Origin of the sequence: Robertkochia flava, assembly GCF_020166515.1 — a bacterium.
In the GTDB taxonomy this organism is placed as follows: domain Bacteria; phylum Bacteroidota; class Bacteroidia; order Flavobacteriales; family Flavobacteriaceae; genus Robertkochia; species Robertkochia flava.
This window is the reverse complement of the sequence record NZ_JAINZT010000002.1, coordinates 653,264-673,130: the sequence shown is the minus strand read 5'-3', so window position 1 is coordinate 673,130 and position 19,867 is coordinate 653,264. Positions and strand designations below refer to the sequence as shown.

17 protein-coding genes and 1 riboswitch are annotated in these 19,867 nt (G+C 42.6%); of the genes, 4 read left to right on the top strand and 13 right to left on the bottom strand.

The genetic code is table 11. From position 1 onward, the window contains the following. Positions 1-301: 301 nt before the first annotated feature. Positions 302-2,005 carry an alpha/beta hydrolase-fold protein gene (locus tag K7R11_RS03395; protein WP_224488657.1) on the top strand — a complete coding sequence of 568 codons (1,704 nt, stop codon included), beginning with the start codon at positions 302-304 and terminating at the stop codon, positions 2,003-2,005. 242 nt (positions 2,006-2,247) lie between these two features. Next, positions 2,248-3,300 carry a response regulator transcription factor gene (locus K7R11_RS15075; protein WP_317196462.1) on the top strand — a complete coding sequence of 351 codons (1,053 nt, stop codon included), beginning with the start codon at positions 2,248-2,250 and terminating at the stop codon, positions 3,298-3,300. A 300-nt stretch (positions 3,301-3,600) separates the two neighbouring features. Here K7R11_RS15075 and K7R11_RS03385 read toward each other — a convergent pair whose 3' ends face one another. The 13 genes from K7R11_RS03385 to K7R11_RS03325 all read right to left on the bottom strand — a co-directional run bounded on the left by K7R11_RS03385 (position 3,601) and on the right by K7R11_RS03325 (position 16,538). Next, complete coding sequence (locus K7R11_RS03385) at positions 3,601-4,290, bottom strand: type 1 glutamine amidotransferase domain-containing protein (RefSeq protein WP_262899779.1); 690 nt, start codon at positions 4,288-4,290, stop codon at positions 3,601-3,603. A gap of 137 nt (positions 4,291-4,427) precedes the next feature. Continuing rightward, positions 4,428-5,588 carry an iron-containing alcohol dehydrogenase gene (locus K7R11_RS03380; RefSeq protein ID WP_224488655.1) on the bottom strand — a complete coding sequence of 387 codons (1,161 nt, stop codon included), beginning with the start codon at positions 5,586-5,588 and terminating at the stop codon, positions 4,428-4,430. Positions 5,589-5,623: 35 nt separating this feature from the next. Then, positions 5,624-6,256, bottom strand: a complete 633-nt coding sequence (locus K7R11_RS03375; RefSeq protein WP_224488653.1) for an NAD(P)H-dependent oxidoreductase — start codon at positions 6,254-6,256, stop codon at positions 5,624-5,626. 34 nt (positions 6,257-6,290) lie between these two features. Further along, positions 6,291-6,869: a TetR/AcrR family transcriptional regulator gene (locus K7R11_RS03370; RefSeq protein ID WP_224488651.1), complete on the bottom strand. Its 579-nt coding sequence runs from the start codon at positions 6,867-6,869 to the stop codon at positions 6,291-6,293. Between the two features lie 244 nt (positions 6,870-7,113). Next, positions 7,114-7,935 (bottom strand): 3'(2'),5'-bisphosphate nucleotidase CysQ family protein, encoded by an 822-nt coding sequence (locus K7R11_RS03365; protein WP_224488649.1) that lies wholly within the window; start codon positions 7,933-7,935, stop codon positions 7,114-7,116. 2 nt (positions 7,936-7,937) lie between these two features. Continuing rightward, positions 7,938-8,885 (bottom strand): phosphotransferase, encoded by a 948-nt coding sequence (locus K7R11_RS03360; protein ID WP_224488647.1) that lies wholly within the window; start codon positions 8,883-8,885, stop codon positions 7,938-7,940. 165 nt (positions 8,886-9,050) lie between these two features. Beyond that, entirely contained in the window at positions 9,051-9,644 is a 594-nt protein-coding gene (locus K7R11_RS03355) for a hypothetical protein (RefSeq protein WP_224488644.1), read from the bottom strand. A gap of 17 nt (positions 9,645-9,661) precedes the next feature. Then, positions 9,662-10,786 carry a type 1 glutamine amidotransferase domain-containing protein gene (locus K7R11_RS03350; protein ID WP_224488643.1) on the bottom strand — a complete coding sequence of 375 codons (1,125 nt, stop codon included), beginning with the start codon at positions 10,784-10,786 and terminating at the stop codon, positions 9,662-9,664. A 72-nt stretch (positions 10,787-10,858) separates the two neighbouring features. Then, a complete protein-coding gene (locus tag K7R11_RS03345; protein ID WP_224488642.1) occupies positions 10,859-12,016 on the bottom strand; it encodes a nuclear transport factor 2 family protein in 1,158 nt (385 codons plus the stop codon). Between the two features lie 96 nt (positions 12,017-12,112). Then, complete coding sequence (locus K7R11_RS03340; RefSeq protein ID WP_224488641.1) at positions 12,113-13,165, bottom strand: helix-turn-helix transcriptional regulator; 1,053 nt, start codon at positions 13,163-13,165, stop codon at positions 12,113-12,115. 341 nt (positions 13,166-13,506) lie between these two features. Further along, entirely contained in the window at positions 13,507-15,171 is a 1,665-nt protein-coding gene (locus K7R11_RS03335; protein WP_224488640.1) for a DUF4886 domain-containing protein, read from the bottom strand. A 146-nt stretch (positions 15,172-15,317) separates the two neighbouring features. Continuing rightward, positions 15,318-16,007, bottom strand: coding sequence for a DUF4386 domain-containing protein (locus K7R11_RS03330; RefSeq protein ID WP_224488639.1), 690 nt, complete (start codon positions 16,005-16,007; stop codon positions 15,318-15,320). Positions 16,008-16,097: 90 nt separating this feature from the next. Continuing rightward, positions 16,098-16,538 (bottom strand): DUF6326 family protein, encoded by a 441-nt coding sequence (locus K7R11_RS03325; protein WP_224488638.1) that lies wholly within the window; start codon positions 16,536-16,538, stop codon positions 16,098-16,100. A 356-nt stretch (positions 16,539-16,894) separates the two neighbouring features. After that, positions 16,895-17,020: riboswitch (cobalamin riboswitch) on the top strand. Between the two features lie 120 nt (positions 17,021-17,140). Here K7R11_RS03325 and K7R11_RS03320 point away from each other — a divergent pair. Both K7R11_RS03320 and K7R11_RS03315 read left to right on the top strand, forming a co-directional pair. Further along, positions 17,141-18,115 (top strand): ribonucleotide-diphosphate reductase subunit beta, encoded by a 975-nt coding sequence (locus tag K7R11_RS03320; RefSeq protein ID WP_224488637.1) that lies wholly within the window; start codon positions 17,141-17,143, stop codon positions 18,113-18,115. A 43-nt stretch (positions 18,116-18,158) separates the two neighbouring features. Next, positions 18,159-19,853 (top strand): ribonucleoside-diphosphate reductase subunit alpha, encoded by a 1,695-nt coding sequence (locus tag K7R11_RS03315; RefSeq protein WP_224488636.1) that lies wholly within the window; start codon positions 18,159-18,161, stop codon positions 19,851-19,853. The last annotated feature ends 14 nt before the right edge of the window (positions 19,854-19,867 follow it).

The window sequence follows — 19,867 nt, the reverse complement described above, 5'->3', positions numbered from 1 at the left end:
TTTGGTAGGCTAAGATCATTGACCAATAGTCGGGAAAGGCTATTGGCCTGTTGAAAGAATAATTGAAGCAATCGGACCAAATCACCTCCGCTACCAAACAACTCTTTCCTCCTTTTATTTTTTACCCTTTTAGTATTTGACCTTTTACAGCATAACACCCTACTGATCCGGCCTCAAAAACGGGCTTATACATGTGCTGGATTAAAATCACCCGGGGGACTAATCCCAATATCATCCCCCGTATTTACTGGGTTTACCTCAATTGCAGGGTACATTTGTTCAAAATCAAACACTGAACATCATGAATCAAAAAACAATCGTATTCGCACTGGCTTTGCTTTTTATAGCAAACGTTATTGCTCAGGAAAAAAGGACTATTAAGGTGATCGTGCCTGATCAATCTGACGAGGTTTATATCACCGGCAACCAGGACGCTCTCGGGAACTGGGATCCGGGTGCTGTGAAAATGAATAGAATATCGGATTTCGAAAGAGAAGTTGTTCTGGACATTTCCTATCCGGTGGAATTCAAATTCACAAAAGGTAAATGGGACAATGAAGGGATCGTTAATGATCTTGAAAACAATCCGAACCAAAAGCTGGAAAACAGCGATTCAAGAAACATATTTTTCATCAAGGGTTGGGCGAACGATTCCAATGCCGGGGCATTAGGGCTGGACTATACTATAAAGAATTTCAAATCCGAGTACCTGGAGGCCGAGCGTATGATCAAAATTGTGCTGCCAAAGAATTATGACCCAGCCAAAAAGTATCCTGTTTTTTATACCACAGATGCCGGATGGAATATCTTTTCTGTAGTGAAAAATTATATGGCCAACCTGGCCCTTGAAGAATATAAACTCATGCCGGAATCTATTTTGGTTGGAATTGTTCACGGAAGCACAAATGACCGCTCCAACAGAAATGACGACCTGGATGTTTATTACCAGGAAAGCGGCAAAAAATTCAAGGACTTTGTATTTAAGGAACTTGTTCCCTATATCAACACGACGTATAGTACCTCTGACTTCAATGTCATGATCGGACATTCCAACGGAGCTGAGTATAATCACTTCCTGTTACTCGAGGAAGAAAACCCATTCAGAGGATTTATATCGTTATCCACCAATTTCTACGCCAGGGATGTCAGAAAGGAAATAGGTGACCTTATGAACAACTACACAGGCAAAAACCTGAACTACTTTGTTGCCAATGCTACCTCAGATTCACCAGACCGCATTGAAGCAGGAAATGACTATGAAAAACTATACGAGGGGAATACGAATCCGAACTTCCACTTCAAAAAGAATACCTACGAGGCCAATCACAATTCGGTAGTGCCCCTTGCGTTAATCGATGGTATTCAATTTATTTTTAAAGACTATAGAAACCTTAAGAACTATGCCAACCTTGCGGCGTACAAAGATCATTATCTGGAAGACATGCGGGCTAACTACGGCATAAAAGAAGCGTATTCTATTACCGATATGGATCCTGTTTTTACGGATATCATGAAGGGCAAGAAAAAGGATGAGCTGGAGGTACTCTTAAAGTTTGTTGAAGATGAAAAATTATGGAAATTTCCAAAAATGAAAGAAGCCGGAGGTTTTGACGGGGCCAACAAAGGGAATTTCTACTATATCGTAGAAGATTATAAGAAAAGTGCAGAAAGTTACACATTGGCATTCGATCAGATCCATACGTTCCTGCCTCCGGTAATTTATTTGGCCAACTTTGACAAAGCGATCACAGCATTCAATAAAATTCAAGATTATGATGGCTTGATGGACCTTATGCTGAAGACCAAAGCCTATTTAAATACCACTGCAGATCTCGAACCTAAGAGTATAAAATACTACCAATTGTATTTCAATTATCACATTGCGAAACTGGCGAATGAACAAGGAGTGCAGCCAAAAGAAGGTGAAGCAGCACTGACCTATTGCGCTGAAAACTATAAGAAGAATAAAATATTCACCATGGAAGAGCTTGAAGCTTTACAATAGAACTCAACTTTCTAAACTTGATTTAGACCGATTGATGATACCAGGGTTCTATAAGAGTGTGGCTAATAACAGTTGTTGTTAGCCACATTTCATTTTATCCTTTTCCGGGAATATATCAGGGGGCACATAGATGTCCTGTGTTGCATTCCCTTCATCACGACGCACAAAGCTTCATAATTACGGGGGTTAAAGTTTTCAATTGATTTTTATAATCATTGAAAATCTTTACTTTTATTCGTTATATGAAGCGCTCCTTATTCTTTATTGGATTTTTCTTTTTAATCTCAGGGTATTTTTGCTTTGGGCAATATTCCATTTCAGGATACCTGGATACCCCGACCAGGAATAAGAGAGTGTACCTCAGTTTGCTGAAATACAATGAGCAAAGTACGATCGCTACAGAACAAATCTTAATGTCTACGCTCACCGACAGCCTGGGTTATTTTTCTTTTGAAGGCCAATTACTTTCCGACAAGCATGCCTTATATCGCATCCATTCCAGGGTTGATGAGAATGAAGGGGCCTTACAAATGGCCAATCATGAGGAGCTAAAGAACTTGCACAATTTTGTGTTTTCTAACCAGGATACCATCGTTTTTGAAAAAAACAACAAATATTGGTTTTCCAGCAACACCAATACGAACCCTGTTGACAAGCAATGGCAGGAATACCACAGCTATGCGAATCAATTAAAGAGAGAGCTCTTATCGGTAAGCGAGTTCAATCAAAACAAACAATCCACTACCCAGCTGTTATCAGAATTGAAGGCCTATGCCATCAACAAAGAAGTCCACCCCTTAGTCACCCTGATCTTACTTTCTGATGTTGAGACCAGCATTATCAAGGAGGACCTTAAAAATAATCCCGGATTTTATAAGGAGCTTCAGGAGCGCCTTAATGGCTATTACAATAACACCGGGTATGCCCAACAATTCAAAGAGTTGCTCAATTCGCTTACCAGGGAGGAAAGGGATCAAAAATTGGACTATTACCAACGAATGACTTACCTCCTGGGGGCTGTTAGTTTTATTTTAGGAATAGGTGTGATCTTTTTGTTGATAAAACTAAAACGAAGAAAAAAGGCAGACCTACCAGAGGAGAGTATCAACTTAACCTCCCAGGAAGAACGCATTGCCGAACTTATCGCTCTGGATAAAACGAATAAGGAAATAGCCACCGAACTCTTCATCTCCCTGAATACGGTAAAAACGCATATCCGAAATATTTACGCGAAATTAGAAGTGGGTAACCGTCAGGAATTCATTGACAAAATGAAAAATCAATCCGGGGATTGATCATCTATTTCATCCTTTTGCCAAATTATTCCGTGCTACACCTTTGAACGATCAAACCGCCCTGACTGGCGGCAGACCGGGGGGCCAGGTGGTGCGATGGTAATTCCTTAAAAATAAAATTCCATTTTTCACCGTCGTAGGTTTATTTTTTACCAAGGCGAGCTAACTCCCGCCATGCTCTATGAGTTGACGCCATAAAAAAGCTCGTTTACCCGGCCTGATGTGAGTGCCTGTAAACGAGCTGAAGGAATTTTTATTTATGGTTTATACACCGTATTTAGCTACGGTATGCTGGAATAGTTATTCAGTAGTATGGTCCATTTTCTTTAGTAGTAATTCTGCCACCAATTCTGATGAAGCCGGGTTTTGACCAGTAATTAAATTTCCATCTTCAATAGCATAAGATGCCCAATCGTCCTTTTTAGAGTAGTTACCACCGTTCTTTTTCAACATATCTTCTACTAAAAAAGGTACAATATCAGTTAGTCCCACTGCTGCTTCTTCAGAATTTGTAAATCCTGTTACTTTTTTACCTTTTACTAATGGGTCCCCATTGACGCCTTTAACCTCCTTTAACGCTGCCGGTGCATGACATACAAAGGCAATAGGCTTTTCCTGACTATTAAATTTTTCAATCAAAGCAATAGAATTCTTATCGTTTGCTAAATCCCATAACGGACCATGTCCTCCCGGATAAAAGACAGCATCAAAATCGTCCGGATTCATATCTGCCAACACTTTTGTATTTGCAATTCTTTCTTTTGCTTCGGCGTCGTTATTAAAACGTTCTGTATCTTCTGTGGCCGCATCCGGCGAATCACTGCTCGGATCTATTGGGGCAGCGCCTCCTTTTGGTGTTGCAATCGTAATATCTGCTCCTTTGTCTAGTAATGTGTAATAAGGATTCGCAAATTCTTCCACCCAAAATCCTGTCTTTTTTCCTGTATCTCCTAATTTATCATGAGACGTTAATACGAATAATACTTTCATTTGTTTTGCTTTTTGAGATTCATTTTTTTCTTCTGAAACTCTTTCAGAAGGCATTTCTTTTTTTGTGTTATTACAACTTAATGCTGTAATACCAATTAGTAGTAATACTACTGTTTTCAGTCTTTTAATAGGTACCGTTAGTAAGCCATTTTTACAATTTTCTCAACTTTTTTTGGTGATAATGACTGATGTTCTCCTAAGCCTAACCAACCACGGTCTGTAAAACGTTTTGCAATTTCTTCCGCTGTTCCGTCGTATTCGTTGGTATAATCAGACAGTTTCGTGTCGATTCCCAAAGATTTGAAAAATGCAGTTGTTTTTTCGATAGCGGCATAGGCTTTATCGTCGATACTTCCTTCATTAATATTCCAGACGCGTTCACCATATTGGGCTAATTTTTCCTTTTTAGCTTCAAAATTATATTTGTAATGACTTTCTGTTATGATCGCCAATGTTCTTGCATGATCTATACCATATAAAGCCGTCAATTCATGTCCCATTGCATGAATAGCCCAGTCTGTAGGTACTCCTTTCTGAATTAATCCGTTCAATGCCATGGTACAACTCCACATAAAACTAGAAGCTGCTTTATAGTCAAACTCCTCTTTCAACATTGGTGGTGCAATTTCAACCAACGTTAGTAAGATGCTTTCTGCAAAACGATCTTGTAGTTTAGCATCTACCGAATAGGTCATGTATTGTTCTAATACATGGGTAAACGCATCTGCCAGACCATTTGCTATCTGACGTTTAGGAATTGACTTTATGACTTCCGGATCCAGAATTGAAAATTTCGGAAATAAACCCGGCCCGCCCATAGCGAGCTTTTCCCTGGTTTCCTTGCGGGTAATTACAGCTCCGGAATTCATTTCAGAGCCTGTTGCCGGCAAGGTGAGCACCGTTCCAAAAGGCATTCCGTTTTCGGTTCTAATGTTTTTAGTTAAAATATCCCAAGGCGTGTCGCCTTCGTATACCGCTGCGGCAGATAAAAATTTAGTGCCGTCAATTACAGATCCCCCACCGACAGCTAATAAATAGGTGATATTTTTCGCTTCAATCACTTTTAAAGCGTCCATTAATATTTCATATTCCGGATTTGCAGGAATACCTCCAAACTCCGTGAAATCGACATTTGCTAATGCCGCTTTTACCTGGTCGTAAATACCATTCTCTTTAATACTTCCTCCACCATAAAGAAATAGTACGTTAGCATTTGCAGGAATTTCGTCCTTTAGTTTTTCTATAGTATCCTTACCAAAAATAATTTTGGTTGGGTTTTTAAATTCAAAATTGTTCATCTACTTCCAGCTAATTTTTTTTTTTAGTAAATGCATTATTCAATTACGGTTACTAAATCTTCTGTGCTTTTTCTAACCTTCACAAGATTTACCAACCAATCGTTATCGGCATCTCTGTAACCAATGGGTAACATGACTGCACTGCGTAAACCTTTCGCTCTTAAGTCCAGTATTTCATCTAACTTTTCAGGATCAAAACCCTCCACAGGTGTTGCATCTACACCTTCGTATGCGGCAGCTGTAATAGCTTGTGAAAATGCAATGTAAGCTTGTTTGGCAGCATGATTAAAGTTTACTTCTTCATCCTGTGACGGATACAATTGCAACAACTTTTGACGGTAGTTTTCCCACCCTTCGTTTTTGAATCCCCTGATCTCGTTTGTTAGATCGAACATATAGTTAATTCTGTCTTCTGTATAGGTGTCCCAGGCAGCAAAAACGAGCAGGTGAGAGCAGTCTGTTATTACAGATTGATTCCATGCTATGGATCTGATTTGTTCTTTAATTTCCTGATTTTTAACTACAATTATTTCGAAAGGTTGTAAACCACTTGATGTAGGAGCCAAACGAGCAGCCTCGATAATATTGTCTATCTTATTTTGAGGTACTATTTCTCCATTCATTGCTTTTGCAGCATATCTCCAGTTTAATTTGTCTAATAATTCCATTTTTTGAATTTTTATTTATTGTAATCCTTTTCGTTTAGCGTTTAATACTATCCCAAGCTGTTAGAAATGCTTCTTCGACATGTACTTTAGTTAATTCAAATTCGCCCTGCTTTTGAGCTATCATCAAATAGGATATAGGATTTATCGAATAGGCATATAAAATGTAATCTGAAATGGGCTTGATAACCCCTTCCTTCTTCCCACGCTCCCATAGGTCAAGGAGGGGTTGCAGATGTCTTATTCCTTCTTTTCTGCTAGGCTCATCGATTATTGGGGTATTATTACATTGGTTTAAGAAAAAAGAGTATTCACATTCATTAATATTAAACTCTGCAATACGTTTCCATATCAGTTCAAAGCCAGTTTTAACTGAGGCACGCTCATTATACGTCTTAAAAACAAAATCTGTGTATTTCGTTTTTACTTCTAAATAAGCTTGGTTTACCAAGTCTTGCTTATTTTCAAAATATAAATAAATCGTGGCAGGAGAGACATTGGCCATTTTCGCAATTTTACTCATAGGAGTTGCATGGAAACCACTGTTGTTCACTAATTCGATGGTAGCCTTTATAAGCGCATTACGTTTATCTATGCTTTTTTGAAGTTTAGCCATGAAGTCTTGTTTGATGCCTCAAAGATAGAAATAAAAATGAATGTTCATTCTTTTTTATCAAAGCTTTAAGATATGTCTTGAACTTAAAAGGCCCTAAAACCAGTAGCTAACATTATGGATATCAGGCGTTTTGGTTGGAGCATCTGAACATACCTGCCCCCTTTGAGTCCGTTTATGAGTGATACGGTGGTGTCCCTGTCACTCCTCTTTAGAAGAGGGAGTTTCATATGGTTTTCAAAAAAGCTTACATCAAATTCCCATAAAAGATGCCTTCACGGTTCATAAACGTCCCATCCTTTTTGTTCAGATCTAACCTGCCTCCCGTAAAATTGGTTGCCGGCAAGCCCAGTTCGTTAAATATACAGGCCGTAGCGGCGAAGTCCCAGATACTCCCGCCACCAGCTTCCCTTTTCGGAAACTTTAGCATGCATGCCGGACCATTTTCCAGCACAAGGATGCCATTCATTACCGAACCTGCTCCGGCAAGTTCTTTTACCCCCTTCAAATTCAATTCTTTTACATACCCCGACAGTAAACTTTCTATTTCGGAGGCACGTGGCGTATCCTTTAATCTTCGATCGGTCACATAGGTGAGATAGTTGTTTGTACGGGTAATTTTCCAGGGCTCCCCATTCTTAAAAGCACCTTTCCCTTTAACAGCATGATACAATGCATCTGTTGAGGGGTCAAATACAACTCCGATGTACGGGGTTCCATCTTTTGCGATCAACGCTATGGATACAGAGAAACCAGGCTGCTTATTGATAAATGGAAGGGTGCCGTCCATAGGATCGATACACCAAAAATAATCGGCTTCGAATCGACTCCCGTCATCTTCTATCTCTTCCGATAAAAGCCCTAACCCGAATGCCGCACAGGTGGGGAGCAGATGTGAAAGAATTTCCTTTTCACAGGCCATATCGACTGCAGTGACCACCTGGGAAGCAAGGCTTGAACCTCCCTCCTTTTTTATGGTTTTAATGTCACCCTTCATGTGCTGCTGAATGATCTTTCCGGCAGCTATGGCAGCCTCGATGGCGATATCGGTAAGTTTCGAAAAGTCCATGGCTATAAATTATCGATCACTTCCGCGGTGATACGTTCACTATAACTATTGATCTTCCAGTGTCCTGGACTCCATCCTTTGAGAAAGCGATGAAAATCGGCCCATGCTACCCGGTATAAAGACCGCCATTCCGTTTCCAGGGCATCAGTCCGCTCTTTCAATGCTCCTTGCAAATATTCAAAATAGGTGTCCAGGATCTGGGCTTCCAAACGCTCACAATCCCTTTCGTTCAGACAGCTTCCTATAAAATAAGCGACATCTTTCATCCCGCATCCGCCACCGACATACTGAAAATCGACCCCACTAACCTGTCCGTCCTTTGCAAAACAGAAGTTGGCGAGTTTGGCATCGCCGTGAACAAAGGTTTTGAACTGACAGGCATTTAGTTTTTTATCAATGAGAGATGCGGCTTCTTTCAGCCTGAGATCATCCAATACTTCCAATTCCTGGGGCCTGGTTTCCAAATGCCAATACGTGCCAACTTCCCAAAGGACTTCCGGCTTTTTCCCCAGGTAACTGGCGTGGAATTTTGCCAACCATTCCAAACACCTGTCTATTTCCTTCCATGAAACAGTATTCTTACGCAAGGGATAGCCTGCTTCATCCAGATCTTCCAAAATCATAAGCACCTCATCATCTTTGGTCTCTATGGCCAGACAATGCGGCAGACGGGCCGTACTGATTTTACTATAGCGGTCATACCAGGTAGTTTCTACCCGGTACGACTTCAGCTTGCGTTGATGGCCGATATCGGTGTTCCATCCGCGAGGGTGTTTCTTATCAATGGGAATCTGCACATGCTTCACCACTACACTGGCCACAGAAGCATTCTCCAGACCCACCCGCATAATTTTCCCGTACCCACTCCACAATTCCTGGATCACCTCTTTCTCATAGCAGGAAGAAGCCCCGGTTTTTTGCAGAATGACCGATCTTAAAAATTCTCTCATAAGGCCCTAAATATAACAAAATGCAACCGGGAGGGAAGTACCAGGATCTTCCGCCAAGAGTAATTCCAAGAATATCAGGAATCTACATTCGCAGCATGACGCTTTCGGAAGAACCGAACACAAAAAAAAGGTCCTGAAGACCTTTTTAGCGTGCCAGGGAGTGGTTTACTCCGGCTTGGAATACTCGATCAATTCCTCCACGTATAAAAAATCACCTTGCGTCTGGGTAAGCTTAATGAAATTCTTTACTGCCGGCGCATACAACCAAACCTCCTCTTCATTCGCGCTATACCCCCTGGAATTCGAGATATTTCCGGTGTATTTTATGGTATAGGCCATGAATGTTCCGGCTGCCACCGTTTCTTCCCGGTAGGAAAGGACCTCAGCATCCTGACTCTGTTCACCTGTTGTTCCATCCTGACTTGTCCAGCTGTTCTCGAATTTCCACTTTTTACCCACTTCCAGAGGCCAGTCGTACTTAGGGGTTTTACTTTCATCCGGCTTCACAATGTCCGTAACGGAAATTGTATCATTTCCGATGGTCATCCCTAAGACGCCATCATAACTTACTATTTCTCTTGTATCCTCTCCTTCCGAGCGGACTTCTCCTTCGGCGCTAACGCCTTTATACTTCCAAACCCATTTTTCACCAACCTGGTAATCGGCCAAGACGGGTTGTTGAGTGATCCCCGAGTCTGTTGGACCGCTGCAGGCACTGAATATGATCAGGCCTAACAATACTACAATCTTACTTTTCATCTTTAAATATATTTAATTTATTCCTCCCCCAGCTCTTCAAGCAGTGCTTGCGCTTTTTCCTTCAACAAATCTTTGGCAACGAGATCTTCTAATACGTTCTTTGCTTTTTCTTTGTCACCTAAAGAACGATAGGTCTGTGCCATGACCATTTGCAGGTTTTCATCGAAAAAATAAGGCGCACTCAATTCGACCATGGTAACGCCCTTCTTCATTTCATTTTGATCTTCACCCGAGGCCAGGATCTTGTAATACCCCCAAACAGCGATCAACGGCATGTCAAAGGAGTTTTGGTTATTTTCCAACTCCTGTCCTGCCTGGGCCACAGATCTTTTGTTTTCCAAAACATCCAGAACCAGGTTGATACTCCTTTCATCCTGGTACAGGTCTCTCGCAACAGGCTCGATTCCCAGGGCTTTTACCACTTCCTCAGCCGACTTGGTTGTGGAAAACGGATTCTGTCCGGTGATGAATTTTCCGGATACCGACACATGGGAAAGCATGAAATCGGCCTGACTAAAACCCGCACCCCTTGATCTTAACTTATCTTCCAGTTTAAATGGAAATTCCTGAACCCATTTTTTTCCAAAAAGATCTTCTTCCAGGTTACAAAATCCGGTAACCTCAACGTCCTTGATGATGTATTCGTCCCCATCCTTCACGTTGACAAAAGCGGCCGGCCCATGACACACGGAAGAGATCACTGTACCTTCCCTTTTGTACAAATTCAATACAATATCCTGGAGGGAAGGATCAAAAGGCAGGTCAAACATGGCCCCTTTCCCGCCAACAACATACACGGCATCATAATCCGTTGGGTCTACGTCGGAGGTAGCCATAGTATTCTCTAACACATCCAGGATCTTTTGATCGCTTAACACAGCCTGGTTATAGGCCTTGTCTTTATTGAACTGATCTGCTTCCACCTTTCCTCCTTTGGGACTGGCGACATCTACGACCAGATTATTATTCTTAAATATCAAATAGGCCTGGGTAAATTCATCAAATTCATAGCCCGGACGGGTCTCCCCTAAGTCCTTTCCATAGCTGCTTACCACCATAAGGATCTTTTTAGTGTCATCCTTTGCCTGAGCCAAAAGCATAAAAGGAAATATAAGGACCAGACATATCATTGCTTTTTTCATACTGTTCTAATGTTTTTTGATGATTTATATAACTGACGAGTCTCCAATCTGTTTGTTACCATGAATTAATAATTAATTGACCTGATTTTTAATGATCGATAACGATCCGGTCTCGCTTTCTGCCCTCTTTAGCCTTTCAATGATTCGCCGGGCCACGTGTGCTGAAGAGAGGTAATTCTGACCTGTGATCAGGTTGCCATCTTCCTCAACATGCACAGAGTTTCTTGGGGAGTAATTAAATGTCCCACCGTGTTCTTCAATGGTTTTAGTGATCAAAAAAGGGAAATGACTAAAGTATTCCGCCCCTTCGCGCTCAAAAGCATCAGGATAGCCATTTACTGTTTTACCGTCAACAAGGTATTTCCCGTCTTTGGTTTTTAGGTGCACGATGCCCGCTGTACCATGGCATACGGAAGAAATGATCCCGTGCTGTTCCTCATAAATGGTCATCACGATCTGCTGTATCTCCTTATTTTCCGGCACCCCGAACATGGCGCCACCACCACCAATGTAATGAACTGCCTTGTACATTTCGGGGCTTACTTGTTCCGGGCTTTTGGTATGCTTTAAAGCGTACATAAAATCGGGATCGTACAGGTACTGCTTTTGCAAAGGGTCGGAAGTATTGATATAAGCCAGCGGAATACTTCCCCCCTGCGGACTCAGAAAGTCCACCGTATACCCCGCCGTTTTAAAAGCATGGTAGGCATTGACGATCTCCGAATAACTGTTTCCGGTGGGTAATTCAGAATTCCCATAAAAATGAGCATTGGAAACGATAAATAAGATCCGGTCGCCATTGGCATTGCTCTCCTCACTATATGCAGTTTTACTGATGATCTTCCACTGCCCATCCAACTTCTTGAGTAAAAACATATCTATAAAGGTCTGATCGCTTTTAGGAATATGGATTTCGGCCTTGGCCAGGGCAATGTTTCTAAAATGATCTATCGATAAGATCTTACCAAATCTTCCGTTGAATTGTCCCTGCTCTCCCTTCTTAAACCATCCCATATATTCCGCTACCGGAACGGTCCAGAGTGAAGTATCATTCTTACTCAAATAGAGATTGGCTTCCGAATAGAAGGCCTGGTCTATGAGTGCTGAATCATTAAAGGAAGTTCCATTGATGTATTTTATCAAGGAAGTTCTGATCTGCTCTTCATCATGCTGTGAAAATGCATTTAGACCAAAGATGATAAAAAGGAATACGAATGTAATACGTTGCATCTGAATAGGTTTTAATTACTGAATTTTCAGCAATACTACATCATGCAGACAGTACGATCGGTACAATTGTATACGTCAAAATTCCTGATGTATACATCAGGAATTCAAAATATCCCAGGAATTGGCGTATTTGGCGGGGGTTGTTTGGGTGATCTTTTTAAACGCGGTGTAGAAGGTACTTTTGGAATTGAAACCACACATTTCGGCCACCACTTCCATTTTTAGGTTGCTGTCTGAACCTAAAATTCTCCGGGCTTCAGAGATACGGTATTCATTGATGAATAACGAAAAGTTCTTATTCAGGTTATCGTTGAGCAGCTGTGATATGAGGTGCGGTCTGACCTTCACTTTCTCTGCCAATTGCGGCAAGGTTAAATTAGGGTCTTTGAACAGTTGTTGATCCCTCAAGATATGGTCAATAGAACCCAACAATTCCTCTGCGTCTGAAGCATCAATCTTATTTCCCTCATACTTGTCCCTTTTTACCGTCTCCGGTGCTGATTTTTCTCGCTGCTGATAGATCACCAGTATGGATAAATACAATACCAGTGTAAATGAGAGTCCGCCCATAATGTAGGAGGTATATGAAGCAAAGAAATAGGCTGCCCATATAATGAATACGCCGGTAAAGACACTTAAGGCCCAGAACTCGCGCGGAGATATTTTCCTTGATCTGTTTATCATTTTACTGAACGTATTTTTCATGGCATAGGCAGAGAGCAGGATGTAGAGCAACCATTGGTAATTAATGATCTTATAGAACACATCACCCCAAAGTTCGGGATACACCTCATAGGGATATATAATTCCGGTGATAAGGGTAACCAGCAAAAGCAACAGGATCTGGCCAAAAATGAGTTTTCTTTTGAACGACTTATCCAATCTGGTCTTTACATAAGCATATAGAAAAGGACCAATAAAAAAGCAAGCCGACAGTCCGATCTGCAGATAGACCCGGGAAAGATCGGGATTAAAATAAAAAAATACCGACTTCCAGATGCGAATACTCAACATCAGCAACATGCCCCCTAAAAAATAATTGGACAGGTGTTTTGGTTTGGCAAAAAGGAAAAAGTACAGCGACAGGATCGAGCCGTTAAAGGCGCCCAAAGCACTAAAAAAGAAAAGCAGTTGATGGTCAAATTTCATGGTTCGCCGGTACTAATAAAGGATTATTGGATCATATCGCATTAATGATTACCATGCTATAAAAGTAGTATCTCTGTATTCAACTCCAAAATTACCAGAAGTTAAGCAGTTAAAAATTCTTGAAAGTTTCAATGTTTATCATCGATCTCCACCCAATAGCCTTCAGGATCCTGGATAAAGGTTAGCCTGACCCGACTTGAAATATAAAAGGAATTTTGACAAGAGAAATAATGATCCTGTCAGGTTTCAAAATCCAAATTATTAGAATATTCGAAGACGCTAACCACCAACTCTATTACCTCCTTAGCGATCACCTACTTTCAACTGTAAAAGGACAACTGCTATTTTCGCCCTCCGGAGGGTGGTGGAGGTGGCGGAGGAAATGCCGGTCCGGGAGCATCTATATCCTCATTATTTATTAATCGTTGAAGGGTATTCTCAATACGCCCAAGGTTTTCATAACCCGTTTTCTTTGCCATTTCAAAGGCTTTGGTGTACATCGCTATGGCTTTTTCTTTCCTCCCTGCTACAACCAAAGCTTCTGCATAGCTATCATAAACATTCACCGAGTGTGGATAATAATTAATGGCCAGTGCGAATACATTGAGGGCATCTTCTATTTTTTCCTCCGTTAATAAATTATAACCCTCAGCATTCAAATAAAACTCTTCAGGAATATATTTCCTACCCAGGAGCTTACTGTAGGCTTCATAATGCTGTACGGCGGATTTTACATATCCTTCCTCAGTCGTTTTTGATTCGAAATTATCCATTAAAGCTTCCATGGCAGATAGGTCAACACCCTGATGAATTGCAGATCTGGTAAAATTCAGATGATTATACCAGCATACATTCCCCGGAGAAGTCATCAATCCTTTCAGTTTACCTTCTGCAAGCGAAATTTCCAAGGTAGCATTTCGGTCTCTGACCGGATCGAAGAGTGTCAGGGTCAATCGATCATCTTTGTGATCCACCTTTTCAATTTTCATTACATCCCTGGTGTGTGGCGATAAAAATGAAAGACAGACTACGGTTTTTCCCTCCTCCTCTTTGAAATCCAGAACCTGCCCGAGATAATTAAAGCCATAGGTTCCTGTACCATACCAACTTCCGGTAATATCTTTGAGACTGAAAGTTTCCCCATCTGCTAACACCGGAATAGTATAACCGGGCTCTGGTGCCTCAAAATTCAGATAATTTTCAGAGGTATTCATCGCTTCTACAACATCCCAACTCGCCTGCTGTATTTGTTGCGCTTTGTCTTCCGGGATCCGCACCAGGACGTTTTGATCTGCTGAAGGAACTCCCCTGTTTGATAATCGATGGCCGGAAATGGTTCCTGACACCCCTAGCGGAGTAGTGTCGAAAAGGGTAGCAAAAAGAGTAGCTGCATACAAATAAGATCCCACAGGAGAAGGATGAGAGCCATCGGGACTGTACAGGTCGAGTTCGGGATGGGTTCGCACGGTGTCCCAGGCCAACCCTACAGGAACTACAATAGCCTTGAGCTCTTTTGCTATGGCTGTGTAGGCATGAGATAGAATGGCCTGTTCTGTCGGCCGATCCCGTTCGGACCAGGTCATCAGGAACACGGTTTTCGCACCGGACTTCTTAATTTCTGCATTAAATTTCCTGGCGTGTTCAAAAAACAGGGTGGTATTTCCGAAGTAGGTATGACCATCAATAACTACCGGCATACCCAGTTTACTTTGTTCCTGAAGTACAACATAATCCCAATCTCCTTCCCTGATGGTCTCCAGTGTACTTTCTTCCTGCCAGTGACGAGCAAGGGTCATCCCTCCATTACTGATTAGTTTGGTTTCTACAGCCTGTTCCGGAGATCGTTCTCTGACAAAGGCTTCCACCAATTGCGGAGTGCTGTTAAAATAGGTGTAACTGTTTCCTATGAACAGTATCCTGGTGGCTTCTGAGGTATTATCTTGGCCGTAACCACAAGTTACAATAGCCAAAAGCAAGAGATATAAATACCTTTTTATATCATTCATGATGGATGGTTTTATAGATGGTGAAATCCTTTTAACAGGAGTATTTTGCAATGATCTTCAGTCAACAGCAACAAGTTTCTCATATCGCGAATCACCAAGGTACATTCTTAATAACTTGCACACTTTGGTGAACTACTATTTGTTTATCATTCCTGGTTTTGGAAATCATTTTCCGGCCTTATCCCAAAGATCAACAGATAGCCGATCATCCAGAATTCCCCTATGGTGGCCGGGAGGGTAAGAGCGCTCACCCAGGATCCAGAAACCCCGGCGTAGGCGATAATGGTACTCACCAGGTAACCTATACCTCCAAGGATGAGGGTTCTGCCCAACCAAACGGGCATTCTCCCCGAGCTGGTAATAATATATCCCAGGGGAAGAAGCCAGAGCCCGAAGAAAAGTCCGCCAACCCCCCAGGCACCCCTGATCAGATTGGTGAGCAGGTCAATCAGCAAGAGCTTATCATCTGCAGAATGATCCGACAAGCCTGTTTTAATGGCCGCAGCCATTGCGACAGCGCTTACCATAATGATCACAGCATTGACCGTACCCCAGACTCCGGTAGCCCAGGCAGCCCCATTGTTGATGTCTTTGAACAGCTTATAGAACCATACGGCAGTGAGCGCCTGAGATACGACAATAGCAAATTCCATAATCAGGCGCAGGCGTGCCATTGAAGTCGCCTCTACCAGATTATTCAGGGTTTGCTGCGGGTCGGCATTGTAGACCTTGGAATGAAGAATTAAAAATCCTACGATACCCGAAATAGCCATAAGCAGGTACCATACCCCTGCCCATCGGGCTGTTCTTAACAATTGTTCTTGCGTTTCTTTCATGATGGTTGATTTAGTTTAGCATGCTGATGAACATCTTCCCACTGAAGGACAACCAGCATCCAAAGGTTTTATATGCTTAAAGAATCAGGTTTATTCAGTCTTAGGCCAGTTCCATGCTTGCACGATGATCAGGACAAAAACCACGATCTCAATAAGGTTGAACAGCACGAAGAATTTTTGCCATGGATCTCCAATCCCGGATATTACGATAAGTACGGAAATACAGGTATACAAAAATGCGACGATCATGTTTAACCACCTGTTGAGCCGGGGTTTCAGGAAAATGGATAGAAAGATCATCAGTGCCGGAATGATCAAAATCACAGAAAATATCATTAATATTTCAGGCGTGGTTGGCCCCATGGGGGTTTTGAGTTGTATCATATGCTCAAGCTTTTCCGGGGTCATCAGCCTGAAATAGTCGGCATAGATGTACAGGAACATCAAAGAGGTCCAAAGTGCTGCCAGTTTAATTTTTGTATTGACCGGGTAATCGGCCAATGCTTTGCCCTCGGGCTTATTTTCACGCATTGTTTATATGTATTGGTCAGGGTTTCGACGAATCACAGCCGGGCTTGTTACAATCAAATACAATTTACAGTTAAATTAAATATGATAAAACCAGTCGGAAATTGACAACCACGGGTGATGTTTTCTTTTCATTTCCAGGGCGCTAAAACTATATTTCCAGAAACCCCGGAAAAGGTCTGATCCGACTAATTTCTTTTAACGGGATGGGGAGCAAACCATCGAACATCAAACGTCCGCTTTCTGGTTGGGTGAACATCCGGGTGCCTGGATTTCAGAAGAAACCATCTGATGTGGATAACTATGTGAATAAGAAATAGTTTACATCCGGGTACCGGCATTCTAAATTGTTAATTTCGAATCAAAGAGTTGTTCCGGACCTCATTGGAACAAAAAGGGGAATCATGTGAGAATCATGAGCTGTTGCGCAACTGTAAGTTAGATTTCTAACAAGCCAGATCACCTTTCGGAAACAACGACTTTTACTTTCGCATAAAAAGTAATGGTCAAGGATTCTTCAACAGCGCTGCTATCCATGCGCATCTGTCAAGTCCCTTCCATCAAATTTTATGCTTTTGATTTTTAACCTATAAAACAAAAGTAGTATGAGTATTTTTGACAAACGGCTTAATTACAAGCCTTTTGAGTATCCCGGAATTCTCGATTTCACTGACGCCATCAACAGGTCCTTCTGGGTACATTCTGAAGTCGATTTTACAGCAGACGTTCAGGACTTCCACGCCTATCTGTCGGAAGGAGAAAAGGACATCGTAAAGAAAAGCCTGCTTGCCATAGCGCAAATTGAGGTGGCTGTCAAGTCTTTCTGGGGAGATCTTTACAAACATCTTCCAAAACCGGAATTCAACGGTTTGGGCAGCACTTTTGCTGAGTGTGAATTCAGGCATTCCCAGGCGTATTCCAGGTTACTGGAGGTACTGGGCTATAATGACGAATTCTCAAAAGTGATCGAAACCCCTGCCATAAAGAACAGGATTGCCTATCTCTCTGAAGCGCTGGAGCACACCAGGGCCCGGGACCCTAAGGATTATGCCACCTCCCTGATCCTGTTCTCCATCCTTATAGAAAACGTCTCGCTTTTCAGCCAGTTCGCCATCGTACTATCCTTTAACCGGTTTAAAGGGGTCATGAAAAATGTGAGTAATATTATTGCCTGGACCTCGGTTGATGAACAGATCCATGCCAATGCAGGTATTTACATCATCAACCGGATACGTGAAGAATTTCCCGAATACTTTAACGAAGAGCTCACTGCAAAGCTCACCCGGATCGTTAAAAAATCCATAGCGGCAGAAGAGGAGATCCTCAACTGGATATTTGAGAACGGATCTTTAGAACAGATCAGCAAAAAGAACCTGATGGATTTCATGAAATTCAGGCTGGATGAGAGCCTGGAAAAGATCGGGCTCCCAAAGCTCTATGAGATCTCACAGAAGGAATACCAGCCCATGCTGTGGTTCGAAGAGGAAGTGTTTGCCAACAGCCTTGACGATTTCTTTGCCCGGAGGCCGGTAGACTACACCAAGCACGACAAGAGCATTACCGCCGCAGACCTTTTCTAATCTAACCCATCATTCCTTTTCGGAACACTAAAAAATATCGCTTATGACAACTACTGTCCAGACCCAACCCCTGATAACAAATAAGCCAGAGAATGAACGTTTATGGTGGCTGAATGAAGAAAGTCAGCAGATCCTGAATCGAGGATACCTCTTAAAAGGAGAAACTGTAAAATCTGCCATCGAGCGCGTGGCCACCGCGGCGGCCGGCCGACTTTACAAACCTGAGCTGGCCGAAGCCTTCATCGAAATGATCGAACGCGGCTGGATGAGCCTGAGCTCCCCCATATGGGCCAATATGGGCACCGAACGCGGATTGCCAATTTCCTGCTTCAATGTCTATGTCCCCGATTACATTGAGGGCATCACCCACAAACTGGGAGAGGTGATCATGCAAACCAAGATCGGAGGGGGAACCTCCGGTTATTTCGGGGAATTAAGAGGAAGGGGCAGCGCTGTAACCGACAACGGAAAGAGCAGCGGAGCTACGAGTTTTATGAAACTCTTTGACACCGCCATGGACACCATTTCCCAGGGAGGGGTTCGCCGCGGGGCTTTTGCCGCTTACCTGGATATAGATCACCCGGATATCAGGGAGTTTCTGGAAATTAAAAATATTGGAAACCCTATTCAGAACCTGTTTTACGGGGTCTGTGTACCCGATTACTGGATGCAGGAAATGATCGATGGAGATCTGGAAAAACGGGAGGTTTGGGCTAAGGTCCTGGAAAGCCGACAACAAAAAGGGCTCCCTTATATTCTGTTCAAAGACAATATCAACCGGTTTAAGCCCCAGGTCTATAAAGACAAGAACAAGACCATTCACTCGAGTAACCTGTGTTCTGAGATCGCTTTACCATCCAACGAAGAAGAATCCTTCATCTGTTGCCTCTCTTCCATGAATCTGGAACTCTATGACGAATGGAAGGATACGGAAGCGGTGAAATTAGCCATTTATTTCCTGGATGGAGTCCTCCAGGAATTCATCGCCAAAACGGAAGGTAATCACTACCTGGCCTCGGCCAACCGATTCGCAAAAAATCACCGGGCCCTGGGGCTGGGAGTTATGGGCTGGCACTCCTACCTGCAAAAGAACAGGATCCCGTTTGAAGGGATGCGGGCCAAAGGGCTAACCCATAAGATCTTTGAAGAGATACAGGCGAAGGCCACCAAAGCGAGTAAAGAATTAGCTGCGATCTATGGAGAACCGGAAATCCTTAAGGGGTATGGACTTAGAAATACAACCTTAATGGCGATCGCACCCACCACCTCATCCTCAGCCATCCTCGGGCAAACCTCTCCCGGGATAGAACCCTTCAGCAGCAATTATTACAAGGCCGGACTTGCCAAAGGGAACTTTATGCGAAAGAACAAGTACCTGAAAGCATTGCTGGCCGAAAAAGGTCTTGACAATGAAGACACCTGGAGAAGTATTATGCTCAACCACGGCAGTGTACAACACCTCGAAGCACTGACGCGGGAAGAAAAGGATGTGTTTAAAACCTTTAAGGAGATCAGTCAGCTGGAGATCGTTCAACAGGCATCGATCCGACAGAAATTCATAGATCAGGCACAGAGCCTGAACCTGAACATTCCGGCGAGTTTACCGGTTCGCGAAGTGAATAAATTAATGATCGAAGCCTGGAAGCTTGGGGTCAAAACGCTGTATTACCAGAGGAGCCAGAGCGTTTCCAAGGAATTTGTCTCCAATATCGTAAGCTGTTCCAGCTGCGAGGGTTAAAACGTCCAAAGCTC